This window comes from Chryseobacterium soli (assembly GCF_000737705.1).
In the GTDB taxonomy this organism is placed as follows: Bacteria; Bacteroidota; Bacteroidia; order Flavobacteriales; family Weeksellaceae; genus Chryseobacterium; species Chryseobacterium soli.
Genome location: NZ_JPRH01000008.1, coordinates 53,506 through 67,717 on the forward strand (window position 1 = coordinate 53,506; position 14,212 = coordinate 67,717).

Annotated in this window: 14 protein-coding genes; 5 read left to right on the forward strand and 9 right to left on the reverse strand. The window is 36.4% G+C overall.

Features of this window, described 5'->3' with window-relative positions; genetic code table 11:
• Nucleotides 1–28 precede the first annotated feature (28 nt).
• Together IW15_RS16565 and lpdA are read right to left on the reverse strand one after the other, a co-directional pair.
• On the reverse strand, nucleotides 29–820 hold the full coding sequence (locus tag IW15_RS16565; protein WP_034713682.1) for a patatin-like phospholipase family protein: 792 nt from the start codon (nucleotides 818–820) through the stop codon (nucleotides 29–31).
• 156 nt (nucleotides 821–976) lie between these two features.
• The gene (gene lpdA / locus IW15_RS16570; RefSeq protein ID WP_034713684.1) at nucleotides 977–2,365 is read right to left on the reverse strand and encodes a dihydrolipoyl dehydrogenase; all 1,389 of its coding nucleotides are present in this window, start codon (nucleotides 2,363–2,365) and stop codon (nucleotides 977–979) included.
• A 286-nt stretch (nucleotides 2,366–2,651) separates the two neighbouring features.
• Here lpdA and IW15_RS16575 point away from each other — a divergent pair, with 286 nt between their 5' ends.
• On the forward strand, nucleotides 2,652–3,542 hold the full coding sequence (locus IW15_RS16575; protein ID WP_034713687.1) for a hypothetical protein: 891 nt from the start codon (nucleotides 2,652–2,654) through the stop codon (nucleotides 3,540–3,542).
• Between the two features lie 79 nt (nucleotides 3,543–3,621).
• Here the strand turns inward: IW15_RS16575 and IW15_RS16580 are convergent, their stop codons facing one another.
• The 6 genes from IW15_RS16580 to IW15_RS22130 all read right to left on the reverse strand — a co-directional run bounded on the left by IW15_RS16580 (nucleotide 3,622) and on the right by IW15_RS22130 (nucleotide 7,843).
• Complete coding sequence (locus IW15_RS16580; RefSeq protein WP_034713689.1) at nucleotides 3,622–3,882, reverse strand: hypothetical protein; 261 nt, start codon at nucleotides 3,880–3,882, stop codon at nucleotides 3,622–3,624.
• 167 nt (nucleotides 3,883–4,049) lie between these two features.
• Nucleotides 4,050–4,748 (reverse strand): YqjF family protein, encoded by a 699-nt coding sequence (locus IW15_RS16585; RefSeq protein ID WP_034713691.1) that lies wholly within the window; start codon nucleotides 4,746–4,748, stop codon nucleotides 4,050–4,052.
• On the reverse strand, nucleotides 4,745–5,146 hold the full coding sequence (locus tag IW15_RS16590; protein ID WP_034713693.1) for a hypothetical protein: 402 nt from the start codon (nucleotides 5,144–5,146) through the stop codon (nucleotides 4,745–4,747). The genes IW15_RS16585 and IW15_RS16590 overlap by 4 nt, the downstream gene beginning before the upstream one ends.
• Nucleotides 5,147–5,224: 78 nt before the next feature.
• Nucleotides 5,225–5,626: a hypothetical protein gene (locus IW15_RS16595; RefSeq protein ID WP_051882129.1), complete on the reverse strand. Its 402-nt coding sequence runs from the start codon at nucleotides 5,624–5,626 to the stop codon at nucleotides 5,225–5,227.
• 420 nt (nucleotides 5,627–6,046) lie between these two features.
• A complete protein-coding gene (locus IW15_RS16605) occupies nucleotides 6,047–6,550 on the reverse strand; it encodes a GbsR/MarR family transcriptional regulator (RefSeq protein WP_034713698.1) in 504 nt (167 codons plus the stop codon).
• 321 nt (nucleotides 6,551–6,871) lie between these two features.
• Nucleotides 6,872–7,843 carry a LacI family DNA-binding transcriptional regulator gene (locus IW15_RS22130; protein WP_051882131.1) on the reverse strand — a complete coding sequence of 324 codons (972 nt, stop codon included), beginning with the start codon at nucleotides 7,841–7,843 and terminating at the stop codon, nucleotides 6,872–6,874.
• A gap of 242 nt (nucleotides 7,844–8,085) precedes the next feature.
• Here IW15_RS22130 and IW15_RS16615 point away from each other — a divergent pair, with 242 nt between their 5' ends.
• From IW15_RS16615 to IW15_RS16630, 4 genes are all read left to right on the forward strand, one after another.
• Complete coding sequence (locus tag IW15_RS16615) at nucleotides 8,086–10,503, forward strand: TonB-dependent receptor (RefSeq protein ID WP_051882132.1); 2,418 nt, start codon at nucleotides 8,086–8,088, stop codon at nucleotides 10,501–10,503.
• 90 nt (nucleotides 10,504–10,593) lie between these two features.
• Nucleotides 10,594–11,715, forward strand: coding sequence for a glycoside hydrolase 100 family protein (locus IW15_RS16620; protein WP_034713699.1), 1,122 nt, complete (start codon nucleotides 10,594–10,596; stop codon nucleotides 11,713–11,715).
• 69 nt (nucleotides 11,716–11,784) lie between these two features.
• The gene (locus IW15_RS16625; protein WP_034713701.1) at nucleotides 11,785–12,429 is read left to right on the forward strand and encodes a uridine kinase family protein; all 645 of its coding nucleotides are present in this window, start codon (nucleotides 11,785–11,787) and stop codon (nucleotides 12,427–12,429) included.
• Between the two features lie 3 nt (nucleotides 12,430–12,432).
• Nucleotides 12,433–13,824 (forward strand): MFS transporter, encoded by a 1,392-nt coding sequence (locus IW15_RS16630; RefSeq protein ID WP_034713703.1) that lies wholly within the window; start codon nucleotides 12,433–12,435, stop codon nucleotides 13,822–13,824.
• 184 nt (nucleotides 13,825–14,008) lie between these two features.
• On the opposite strand, the gene IW15_RS22875 is transcribed toward IW15_RS16630, so the two are convergent.
• Complete coding sequence (locus IW15_RS22875) at nucleotides 14,009–14,158, reverse strand: hypothetical protein (RefSeq protein WP_165585215.1); 150 nt, start codon at nucleotides 14,156–14,158, stop codon at nucleotides 14,009–14,011.
• Nucleotides 14,159–14,212: the final 54 nt, after the last annotated feature.

Below are 14,212 nucleotides of genomic sequence, written 5' to 3' on the forward strand. Positions count from 1 at the left end.
TTGTACTGCGCCGGAAATAATTAATAATCTATTTTTTTAATTCTGAATAAAAACAGCTTTCTGCAAAACTTTCTTTAGCGGCTTTGTATCCGATCATAAACATTTCTTCCATGCGGTCACTTCTTCTTTCAAAAGTTCCGTACGTAGCCAGCTGCTGAGAAGATATAAACCAGTCGCAGTAGTCAAATTTAATTTTTTCTATCCGGTAGGACAGCAAGTCATAAGATCGCGAAACAATGGCTTTAATGGTCTTTAAATCTTTAATGTCAATATTGTTGGGCGGCGATACAAAAACTCCGATTAACCTGTCGCATTCATCTCTGATAATGTCTGCCGGGAAATTGTTGAGTACACCTCCATCGCAGTACATTTCATCTCCAATAATGTAAGGAGTAGTAATCCCCGGGATAGAACATGATGCGATAATCGCGTCCACCACTTGAAAATTTTCGTCAAATATCTTCTGGGTTCCGGCTACCAGTTCTGTCGCAACAATTTTCACCTCTTTGTTCAGGTCCTTTAATTTCATGTCATGAAAAATAGGTTTCAGGTAATTCCTGAAAATAACCGAAGAAACAAGTCCGGGCTGATTGAAAGCGAAATGCTTCCAGTTAAAAAAATAGACTGAGTTAAAGAATTCCAGAATTTCTTCAGGGGTTTTTCCTATGGCGTACAGGCAGCCCACTATAGATCCTGCACTGCAGCAAGACAGAACATCTACATCGATGTCTTTTTCTATCAAGAATTTTAAAACTCCTGCATGAGCGATTCCTTTGGTTCCGCCACCTGATAAAACAAGCCCTACTTTGTCAAAATTCATAGACTAAAATTAAGAAAACAGAGTGAGAAAACGGAACTATTTCTCCCGAAATATGCTGATTTTAAAATTATTTTAATAATTAATAATATAAACAAAAAAAGCCCGGACAAAATCCGGGCTCTATGATAAGTATCTGGGATACGTTATTGTATAAAATTAAATGTGAATCACTTCACCATAAGCAGCAGCAGCAGCTTCCATAATTGCCTCAGAAACTGTTGGATGCGGGTGAATAGATTTGATAATTTCGTGACCTGTAGTTTCCAGTTTTCTGGCAACTACAGCTTCAGCAACCATATCCGTTACTCCTTCACCAATCATGTGGCAACCTAACCACTCACCATATTTAGCATCGAAGATTACTTTGATGAAACCGTCTGTATTTCCGTTTGCGGTAGCTTTTCCACTAGCAGAAAGAGGGAATTTACCAACTTTGATCTCATATCCTTTTTCTTTAGCCTGCTTTTCGGTAAGACCTACAGAAGCTACCTCAGGGTGACAGTATGTACATCCCGGGATATTGCCATAGTCGATTTTCTCAACGTGCATTCCTTTGATTTTCTCTACACAAGTGATCCCTTCAGCAGAAGCAACGTGAGCCAAAGCCTGAGTCGGGATAATATCTCCGATTGCATAGTAACCAGGAACAGAAGTTTCGTACCATTCGTTTACTAATACTCTTCCTTTATCTGTCTGGATTCCTACTTCTTCCAATCCGATGTTTTCGATATTGGCAGCGATACCCACAGCAGACAGTAAAATATCAGCTTCCAGCGTAATATTTCCATTAGCCGTTTTTACCGTAGCTTTTACGCCTTCTCCGCTTGTATCTACACTTTCTACAGAAGCATTGGTCATGATTTCAATTCCGGTCTTCTTTAAAGATTTTTCTAAGTGTTTAGAGATATCTTCATCTTCTACAGGAACGATGGTTGGCATAAATTCAACAACAGTTACTTTAGTTCCCATTGTGTTATAGAAATCAGCAAATTCTACCCCGATCGCTCCAGAACCTACAACGATCATAGATTTTGGCTGCTCAGCAAGGGATAATGCCTGTCTGTATCCGATTACTTTTTTACCATCCTGTGGCAAGTTCGGTAATTCTCTTGAACGTGCTCCGGTTGCAATAATGATGTGACCTCCGGCATATTCAGTTGTTTTACCTTCTTTATCAGTAACAGAAACTTTTTTATCTTTTAAAACTTTAGCAGTCCCTAGAATTACATCAATTTTATTCTTTTTCATTAAGAACTCAATCCCTTTGCTCATTTTACCGGCAACTCCACGGCTTCTTTGAATAACGTTCGGAAATTCGAAACTTCCTTCCACTTTATTCAAACCATAATCTTCCGCGTGATTGATATAATGAAAAACCTGAGCAGATTTCAACAAAGCTTTCGTTGGAATACAGCCCCAGTTAAGACAGATTCCTCCTAAATTTTCTTTCTCGATAATTGCGGTTTTAAAACCTAATTGTGCTGCTCTAATAGCTGTAACATATCCACCAGGACCACTTCCGATGACAATAATATCGTAGTTCATTAGCTTAAAAATTTTATGCGAATTTAAGGAAAAATATTGGATGTATAACGTTTCTGCTTCTTCATATTTCACGGATCGCCGTTCGCATTTTTTCACCTTTTACTTCGAATCATAGAAATTGTGCTAAAGTTTTTATTTTAATTAAACGAGTAATGGAACATATATTTAAAAATATGACAGATACCACATCTCACAATGAAGAGATTTATGTTAAAAAAACACAAAATAACCTATTGTATATTAATATTTTAGAATAAAATTAATAGTTTTGCAGAAATATCAGAATATGAAAACAAAAAATTATCTATCGATTATTTTATTTTGCAGCTTGTCTCTAAGTGCACAAGTTGGCATTAGAACAGTCACTCCCAACAGTACGCTGGATGTGAATGGCTCTCTGGGTGCTGATTATAAGGAAATCACCACTACTGCTTATACAGTAACCGCTACAGATCATTATTTAACTTATAACGGAGCGGCCAATACTGTAATTACCCTTCCTGTCATAGGAACCGGAACAACCAGTTTCAAAGGAAGGATTTATAAAATAAAAAACATTTCTGCCTCAAGCATCACCATCCAGGCATCGAGTGGCAATACGTTGAGGGTAGACAATACTCCGGTTGCTACATTCGTGGTTCCTACAGGAGCTTATGCAGAGGTAGTGAATAACAGCAATACAACAGGAGGAACATGGGATCTTTCTTTTTCTGCATTACCCAAGCCCGGAAACGTTGAAGTATATGGTACCCAATTATCTATCCCACCTCACGGAGGCGGATCTCCGGGAGTTACAGACTGGACCAATCACGCCAACACTGCATATGATACAGGAACAGGAACTGATGCCTGGTGGGTTATAAGTAAAGCATCAACGGCTTATGCTCATACAGCTTCTTATTCCAATACCAGCAGAATGACGATTGTATATGAATATCAGGGAACTCCTTTCAACATTACAAGTATGTATCCTATTTTAACGGCAGGGAACAATTCCAGTTTTCCTGATGTTTTCACCGCTTCTTTCGTAAGTCTTGCCAATAACGGAACTTCGGGAAAAACGAGACTTACAGTATCTGTAGCCCGTATTGATTTTATAGGTGCCAATGGAACCAACAACAGTAACTGGACGGGTATATTCATGCTGAACCTGCTATTAGCAAGAAAAGTTTTCTAAAAATATAAAACCTATATACCAAAATAAAAAGAGCAGGAATTTCCTGCTCTTTTGGATTAATCCAATATTATTAATTCAATTACATTTTTTTAAGTAATTTTTTCTGGCTTCGGTATTTCTGATTTAAAGCTCTCATCTGATCCTGCTTCATTTTTTTAGTTGCCAGCGGATGGTTCATAATCAATTTCTTTTCCTGATTATATCTTTTGTCCAGCTCACGCGATTTAGCATTAATTAATTCAGTTTTTGACGGGTGAGGCGGAACCGGAGGATGTTTCTGGCCATACACATTCATTGATAATCCTAATAACACGAGTGTTGATATAAAAAACTTTTTCATGACATTTACTTTTATTGAATGTAATAATCAATACATCATTATTATTAATTAAAATCATTCAGGTTCAGACTCAATATTACATATATCATACCAACCATAAAAAACAAGAATTTATTCAATTATCATATGCTTTTTAAAGAAAAATTTGCTATTGGATCATGTACTGATTATTCTTTTATCATTATGTTCTTCTTGGTTCTTACTTCAATATTGGAACCTTCAGCCAGCATTACGGAAATAGGTTTTTCAGCAATTAAAAATTCAAAATCATTTCCATACATAGCTTTAAAATCAATTTCAAGGGCATATTGTTCCCATTGCGGATGGCAGACTTCATATTCCGAAGTTCTGTTTCCTATTTTGGTAAAGCCGAAATAATGTTCGGTGATGAATTCAAATTCAGAATCAGCCTGCATGGGTAAGGCTTTATTTTCTGCTGTAATTTCTATATAATGCCAGTTTTTATCTTTCCATGAATATTTTACTCGTACTTCACCATCTTTTTCATGGATTTCATTTTTCATTGGCATCGTGATGTAGTTTTCTTTATAAAAAGTATTGGCCACAAAGCTCAATGCTGATTTAGGGACAATTTCTTTAATAAAAACAACGCCTCTTTTCCATCTGTCATTTTCCTTTTTCTTTACATAAAACCTGAGGTTTACTTCTTCAAAATTTCTATGAAAGGGCACTGAAACGCCTAATAATCTGGTATTTAAAAACATAAATCCTACCAGACTTACATAGCATTTTTCGTTATAAAAATCCAGTTCTGTCCCTTTTGGAAGATATTTGGCGAGTATCTTTGGATCAACTTCGTAGTTAATGATAGCCAGTTTACGCCATTCGGCTTTTAAAAAATTCATAAGGGAGATTTCATTATTTTAGAATCAGAACAGCTGATGAATAAAGACTGAAAAATAAGAACCGGTGAAAGAATCATCCAGGTGATGACCATCAATTCAAAGATATCTCTCAATCCATCAATAGAAATAGGATTAAAAACAACAAGAATGAAAAAACCTGTAACTACATAGGTGGAAAGAAACATATATACCTTTCTTGAATCGGTCTTCAGATATGTTTTGCTGAAAAATTTAATCACATTTAATGAGTACTGTACTGCAGCAATGAGAAAGAACTCGATGAGCAGAATAGTGATAATAAAATTTCCATCAGAAAATATTGTTGCAAAAAGTGTCAGGACAAATAATATAATCAATACTAGTTGAATTTTTGAATCATATTTTAGAATAGTTTTCATGATTATTAATTTTAAAGGTTTAGAAAGTCGCCTCTGGTTCTTTTATTCTGAAATCTGAAGGTAAAATACATCCAGATTTTAAACAGGAGTGTTTTCATTTTGTATTGGATTTACTTTATTGGAAGCATGTTTACGGCCTTTTAAGAAAAGCAGCAGGTTCAGAAGCATCATCACTCCAAGATAGATGGAAAAACCACCGATTTTCTTGCTTAAACTCACGACCAGTCTTTCCACTGTTTCAATCTGAAGGAATTCAATAATACAAAGTGCAAACCCTATATTTAAAAGATAAAAGCCTATTTTAAATAATGAATTGGTAGCCATTGCAATATCTTCTTTCTGATGAAAAATATCCATCATAAATGTTTTTGAGTTTTTAAATAGAAACTGTGAAACAAATACAGTAAGGGTAATCACAATTGGTAAATAGATCATGTACGCTGAGAAATTGTACGTCTGGGTTAAAATAGTTGTCATCATTGTAATTTTATTTTATTGTTAATTTTTTTCTTACAACATAAAGCATCATAATATTGGTAAAATGCAGAACACACAGGAGTAAAACAATGTATCCAATGCGGACAGATACAACTGCGATCAATTCTTCCATACTTCTAATGGTCTCCCAGAAACTAAGGTTTACTGCAATGTAACCCAGGTTCAGTAAATAATAACATCCTAAAAGAATTCTGTTGATGGTTAAACAAAAATCTTTATCACCAATCAGATATTCTAAATATACTTTTCCTGAATTAAAGCATCTTCTGCCCACATCAACGGTAATGTAAAAACTGATGCTAAGAAAAATACTGTATGAAATGATATTAAATATCTTATAAATATTATATTTTCAGTAATTTTTGAAAGTTTATCTGAAATAAAAAAGGAGCAACTCCTCTTCTATTTTAACAGGTTGGTGATCTTACCTACCAGCCAGTGATCATCGCTTTTAATCGCCAGATCCATAATATTATTGATTTTTCCGGTTACCGAGCTGAAATCTTCCATAAGTTTTATGAACTCTTTGGCATCTTCGGAATCATTATCTTCGATATTTTTAAGCTCTTCTAGAAAAGAAATAACCGGTTCTATTTCTCTTTTTCTGCGTTCTTTTGTAATCTGTTTAAAAAGATACCAGACATCTTTTTCAGCGATAAAATATTCCTTGCGGTCTCCTTTTACAAATTCTTTTTTTACAATTCCCCAATCGATCAGGGCCCGTAAATTCATGTTGGCGTTTCCTCTTGAAACTTCCAGCTGCTCCATCACATCATCCGTAGACAAAGGTTTACCTGAAGCCAAAAGCAACGCATGAACCTGTGCCATGGTTCTGTTGATCCCCCAATTGGTAGCAAACGTTCCCCAGGTTTGAATGTACTTTTCTTTAGCCTCTTCCAGTTTCATTTTGTCTGTCTTTTAAATTGTATTACAAATGTAATTATATTTTTTGAATTTTCAATAATATTTGAAAGTTTATTTTAATTGAACTTCTCCTCTAAATAGTATTTATAGAAATTTTGGATGTTGGGTTGCTTACTTTGACCATTTTATTATGCAATAGTATTGATACATTATAGTATTCTTATCAATATGATTACCCAATTTAAAGAAGAGAGAATTATCTACTTATCTCACTCTGCTTCGAAAGTATGAGAGTCACTGCTGAAGATGGGCGCAGCGATATTCTTATCTATGCCAATCTTATTTTGACATTGTTAATTTAGTTTATATATATTGTATTTTCGGTGATAATTTACCAGAATCACTCTCTATTTTTTGAATAATATGAAGCAACCTGGAAGCTGCAATAATTCCCATCTGATAACCATCATTAATCTCATATTCATAAGATTCATCAAGATATTTCGGAAGCTTTCCTTCACTGATGGCCACTACTTTGATATTGGTGTTATTGAGATTTCTTTTGATAAGAGAGCTGTGGAGCCCGGTCAGTGTTTCATCACTCATGGCAAAAAACCCGTCAAAACTCTCCTGTTCCAAAATAATTTCAAGCTGTTCTTTCACAATTTCCGGAGATTCACAAAATATTGTCTTGTATTGAATTTCAGGGGAAGTATTTATCTTTTTTAAGAAAGATATTTTCCTTGTCTGGGTAATTTCAAGGCTCTCATCTCCAAAAATGGCCAGTATTTTTTTACAACCCTGCTGAATAAGCTTTTCTGCAGACAATTCAGCATTTTTTTCATTGTCAAAGACCACAGAATCATAAATATCCTGCGGAATGATCTTATCAAAAATAACTACGGGAATTTCCATTTCATCAATTTTCTGAAAATGCTTAAAATCCTTGGTTTCCTTCGTTAGAGAAATAAGAATCCCGTCCACTCTAGAATTGATACAGGTCTGGATATTTTCCTGTTCCATTTCATAGGAATCATCAGAGGATAAAATAAAAAAATGATATCCTTCTTTATTCAGTACAGAAGAAATCCCTTTAATAATAGAAGGTATAAAAAACATGGATATATCCGGAACAATCAACCCGATTACTTTAGAGGATTTTTTTCTGAAGTTAATCGCAAAATCATTCGGAACATAATTAAAGGTCTCTGCGGCCTCTCTTACCTTCAGTTTTACAGCACTGCTGATATCGGGATGATCTTTTAAAGCTCGTGAAACCGTTGAAGTACTTATTTGAAGCATTTCAGCAAGGTCTTTTATGGTTGTTCGTTTCATTTTGAGAGGTGAGGTAAATTATTGGGAGAAATTATGAATATTTCTTCTTTATTTTTTTGTTAAAGAAAGTTAAATAAAATACATTAAAAAGTTAACAAAACGTTAAAATAAAAATAACTTACTAACCGCAACCGTTTGCACAATCGTTTGCCATTCACATTATATTAACACGCTGTTTAAAATCCTTTTTTGATAGGGTAAAAAAAATACTTTTAACCCATAAACAAAAACTCATAAAAATTATGGAATCAAATGTACTTAAAAAACTGCTGATTTTCGGGACAATGAATGTTGCCGCATTCATGTTCTCTCAAAATACCACCACCGATTCTACTTCTGTCAAGGACAAAATGATTGATGAAGTAGTCATTACAGGTAACTCTAACCCAAAAGCTTCTATTAAAACGAGTACATCTATTTCAACCTTAAAGCCTGCAGATATCATCAATGCAGCACCAAGGAGTACCGCTGAAATTTTCAGAACCATTCCTGGCATACGCGCAGAATCTTCCGGCGGAGAAGGTAATTCTAATATTACGGTAAGAGGAGTTCCTGTGTCTGCAGGGGGATCAAGATACTTACTAATACAGGAAGACGGGCTTCCGGTGATGCAATTCGGAGACATTGCTTTTGGCACACAAGATCAGTTTACCAGATTTGATTCTTTTGTTTCGAGAATTGAAGCATTAAGAGGAGGCTCTGCATCTGTTTTTGCGTCCAACTCACCGGCAGGGATCATCAATTTCATTACCAAAACCGGAGAAAAGCAAGGGGGAAGTATTACCCAGCAGGTAGGTCTTAATTATAAAAACTTCAGAACTGATGTGGATTATGGAACTCCCCTGGGAAATAATTATTTCATAGGAGTGGGCGGCTTTTACAGAGGAGGAGACGGGCCAAGAAAAACAGGGTATATCTCTAATAACGGAGGGCAGTTCCGACTTTCTCTGCTCAAAAAATTTGACAAAGGAAGCATCAGAATTTATGGTAAATACCTGGATGACCGTACTGCAGCCTACATGCCAATGCCGCTAGCTGTCTCCGGCACAGATGCCAGCCCTGACTACTCTTCTCTGAGCAATTATAATATTTTGACCGGTGCCCTACAGTCTTCGAATTTTAAAAATGATATAACCATCGGCGGAAACGGACAAGTCTTGAAAAGTGACATTCGGGATGGTATGCATTCGGTTTCTAAAGCAGTGGGTCTAGAATTCAATTATGATTTAGGTTCCGGATGGAAACTGGATGAAAAAGCCAGATATTCCGCCAATGACGGACAGTTTTTAGCTCCATTTCCAGCTTCAGTCGGAAGTAAAGCAGAGATTCTGGAATCCGTTGCAGGATATGGAAGTGCAGTATATGCGGGAACGAATACCCCGGTAGACGGTAATGCAAAATATATGAAAACGGTATTGTTCAATACCAAACTGAATAACCTGAATAATTTTTTCAGCGACCTGAATATCTCTAAAAAATGGGATAAAATAAAACTGAATGCCGGAGTCTATAACAGCAGTCAGAAGATCAATCTTTCCTGGAACTGGAATACCTATCTTATGGAAGTTTCTGACAACAACGCCAGATTGGTAGATGTGATCAGCACTACAGGAACGAAAATTACAGATAACGGACTGCTTCATTATGGGGTTCCGGATTGGGGTGGCGTGAACAGGAATTACGATACCAAATATTCAGTTATTGCTCCTCACGCTCAGGTAGAAATCAATGTTATTCAAAACCTTACCTTGGATTTAGGAGCAAGGTATGATTTCGGAAAAGTATCCGGAAGTTTTGCCGGGACTCAAAATACCATGCGTACTATAGATGTCAATCAAAACGGAACGATTGAAACTCCTGAACAGTCAGTAGCTGTAGTGGACGGAACAGTTCCTGTAGATTACCGGTACGGGATTTTTGGATATTCTTTTGGAGCCAATTATACCATCAACTCTCATAATGCATTTTTTGCAAGAGTCAGCCAGGGAGGAAGTGCTTCTGCGGACAGGATTTTGTTTGCAGGATACAACTACACAAACAGTGATGATCCTGCTCTGGATGCTGTAAAAGTAAACAAAGTCAACCAGGTTGAGGGTGGGTACAAATTAAGATCAGCGAATTATTTTCTTAATACCACTCTTTTCTATGCTAAAACCATTGAAGCCAACTATGAAGCCACTACCCAAAGGAGAACCGAAAACAGATACCAGTCAATGGGAGTAGAATTTGACGGGTATTACAAAATCAACAAATACTTTGATATCAAAGCCGGTCTTACCTATACTCATGCTGAAATTAAAGATGCTATTGATAAAACCATCGTAGGAAATACACCTAGAAGAACGCCAAAATTCATGTACTCTATCAACCCGAATGTGAATATTGACAAATTGAGCCTTGGATTCTTTGTGGTAGGTTCTACAAAAGCATACACTCAGGACGTTAACAAACTGGTGATGCCAGGCTATGCTTTAGTGAATCCATACATTACCTACAGACTGTTGAAAAATCTGACACTGAACGTCAACGCCAATAATATTTTTAATGCATTGGCCATTACAGAAGCAGAAGAAGGTTCTATGGTGGGAACTAACGGAATTATCAGAGCCAGAACTTTACCGGGAAGAACTTTCGCCGCAAGTGTAAAATTCGATTTTTAAATAAGTAATTTCATTATTAAAAAGATCTTACTCACGAGAATTTGATCTTTCATAAAAATTAATGGAGATACTCCACTTTACAAAAATGATATGTTGAAACAACAAGCCTTAGAAGTTATATACCAATCGATCTCTGAACAGGGGATTTTAGCATCATCCGAAAAGCGGGACAATTATGCCAGAGTTTGGTCCAGAGACTCTATGATGACCGGAATTACAGGCATACTGATTCAAAACCAAACCATTATAGATGGTTTAGAAAAATCTATTCTTACCCTGGCGCAACATCAGGCAGAAAACGGACAGATTCCGTCCAATGTTTACGGTGATAAAGCGAGTTATGGAACGCTCGTAGGAAGAACAGATGCTACGATATGGTGGATTATTGCAGCTTGTGAATATATTGAGCATTGTAAAAATAATCTTTTAAAAGACACAATACAGCATAACATTTACAATGCTCTCTCCTGTCTCAAAACCTGGGAGTTTAACCAAAGAGGACTTTTATACAGCCCATTGGGAGGGAACTGGGCAGATGAATACGTCACTTCCGGATATGTTCTTTATGATAACGTCCTCCGATACTGGGCACTGAAGAATACCGCAAAAGTGTATGATGACTCTGATCTGGCCATGCAGGCTGCTGCAACAAAGAAACTCATCGAAAACAATTTCAGAAAAAACAGTTCTCTTGAAACAAAATACCATGAGACTGCTTATCAAAAGGCATCTAAAAAGCCTTATTTATGGGCTTCTCTTAATGCAAACGGATATGATGAACGTTTCGACCTTGCCGGAAATGCCCTCGCAGTTCTTCTGGGTTTTGATTTTAATATGGAAGCTTTTACTCATTTTTTAGAACAGCTAAATTCAGAGTTTAAGCACTGGATGCTTCCTGTTTTTTATCCCATTATCTTTCCACAGGATCCGGATTGGAAGTTATTGGAAAACAACTACAGTTATCAATTTAAAAATGAACCGTACCATTTCCATAACGGCGGATCGTGGCCTATTTATCTCGGCTGGCTTTGTCTGGGTTTAAAAAAGAGAGGATTCGATGAAATTCCCCTTAAAATTTTAAACCAATACGAAAACCTTCTGAAAGAAAAAGGGGCAAGCTTTAAAGAATATTATTCGACGAATCAATTGCAGCCTTTGGGAACTGACAAATTATGTTTTTCAGCATCAGGATACTTATTGATGACGATTTAAAATATTGTATCAACCCCTTATTATCAAAATATCATAGAGAATTAAATCACTGACTAAAAGAAAATAAAAATGATTGGAGATGTCATAGAGCTGCAGGAAAAGCATTTGCATACGGCGGAAAATATTTATAAGACGATAGAACAAAAGCTAAGTTTAGATGCTGATCATAAATGGGCGGTTGGAATTTGTGGTGAGAGCGGAAGCGGAAAATCAGTTACGGCTTTTGCACTGCAGAAAGTGATGGAGCAAAATGGAGTCAGCAGTATGGTGCTTCAGATGGATGATTACTTTACCCTTCCTCCCAAAAAAAATCATGAAAACCGCCAGAAGAGTCTGGATAATGTGGGAATTCACGAAGTTCAGCTCAATAGTATTCTCGAAAACCTGAAACAATTTAAAGCCGGAAAAAAAAGTATTGAAAAACCTTTGGTTGATTATCAGGCGAATTCTATTTCTAAAGAAACTGTAAAGACAGATAATATTCAGGTACTGATCATAGAAGGTACGTATATACTGGATATTGATGATTTTGACTTCAGTATCTTTATTGACCGTAATTATAAAGACACCTATGAAAATAGAATGAAAAGAAACCGTGATGAACAAAGTGATTTCATAGAAAAGGTACTTGATATTGAACATCAGATTATCAGCAACTTCAAGGATAAGGCGAACTTAATCCTTGACAAAAACTATCAAATTACAATGCCGTAAACCATGACAAAAAAAATAATACCCAAACTTAGTTTTTGGCAGATTTGGAATATGAATGTAGGTTTTTTCGGCATTCAATATAGTTTCGGGCTTCAGCAGACTGCGGTAAATCCACTGTATTCTTTTTTGGGTGCGCACGCCGAGCAGTTACCTATTCTTAATCTGGCAGGACCTGTTACCGGATTGCTTATTCAGCCTCTGATCGGGGCTATCAGTGATAAGACATGGAGCCCAAAATGGGGACGCAGAAAACCGTTCTTCTTACTGGGAGCTGTATTTTGCAGTCTGGCACTGTTCATTTTTCCTTTCAGTTCTACGATATGGATGGCCGTCGGATTGCTGTGGATTTTGGACGCAGCCAACAATACAGCAATGGAACCATACAGAGCTTTTATCGGGGACAAACTTCCTGAGGAACAGCAGACATACGGTTTTCAGATGCAGAGTCTTTTTGTAGGAGCCGGAATTACACTGGCAAACTTATCATTATTTGTATTTCAGAAGTATTTGGGAGGCACTTCCGAATCGGGAGGAATTCCGAAATGGGTGTATTATTCCTTCTTTCTGGGATCTTTCTGCTCCATCGCTTCAGTAGTATGGTCCGTCTATAAAACCCCGGAAATTCCGCCTACTGATGAAGAGCTTGCGCAGCTTAAAGCTGAACGGGAAAACAGCACCCTGCTCACTCCATTCACTGATATTTTTACAGCCATTGTGAATATGCCCAAAATACTTTGGCAGCTGGCTTTGGTGTATCTTTTTCAATGGTACGCACTATTCTGCTACTGGCAGTTTGTAACGCCTATGATCAAACAGACGCTTTACGGAATTTCAGAAAATGATGAAGAAAAGGCAGCTCATATCCTGGAGCTGTCAAAAAATGGATCAGCGATTCTGAACAGTGATCTGTCGTGGGCTAAAAACATTGTTCATCTGGCAGAAACAGCCGTGGGACAGACAGGTCTTATGAATGGTTTCTACAATTTTATCACCATGATTTCAGCGCTTATCCTGATTCCTTTTGCTGTAAAATTTTCTTCAAAAAAAGTATATTCTTTTTGCCTTTTTGCAACCGGATTATCATTATTGGTATTACCTTTTATCAAAAGTGAAATTTTAATATTATTACCCATGGTTCTGTTTGGAATAGGATGGGCATCTATGATGGGACTTCCCTATTCTATGGTATCTCCTTCTATCCCTTCGGAGAAAAGAGGTGTTTACATGGGCGTTATCAATATGATGATTGTCGTTCCGATGCTGATACAGACCATTTCGTTCGGTTTTATCTATAAAAACATTCTTCATAACAATCCTTCTTATGCTATTCTTACAGCAGGGATACTATTTCTACTGGCAGCTATATCCGTAATGTACATAAAGATGAAAAAATAGCTGGGTATTATATACTTCACTGGTACAAACAAAAGTAATGGCCGATTAGAATTATTTAATTCAGTGTTGTCATTCTATTGAGCCTTTGAAGTATATAATTCCTATCCTCATTAAGAACTAAAATCTTTTATCACTTAGGATAATAATCTTTTTATCAATTCATAATACTATTGAAAAACTTTACTTAATAATCAATTTTTGCAGCTACTCCCTGATTCCAGAATTTGGCTTCCGGCATATAATACAGGTACACATTACTTGATTTCCCGGTATATTCTCCTGAAAATTCCACCTTAAGATCCAAATTGATCACTTTCTTTTCGTTGGCATCCATATGTTCCCAGTACAGAACCAGATAATTATCAAAGATCTCATAATAAGAAATTTC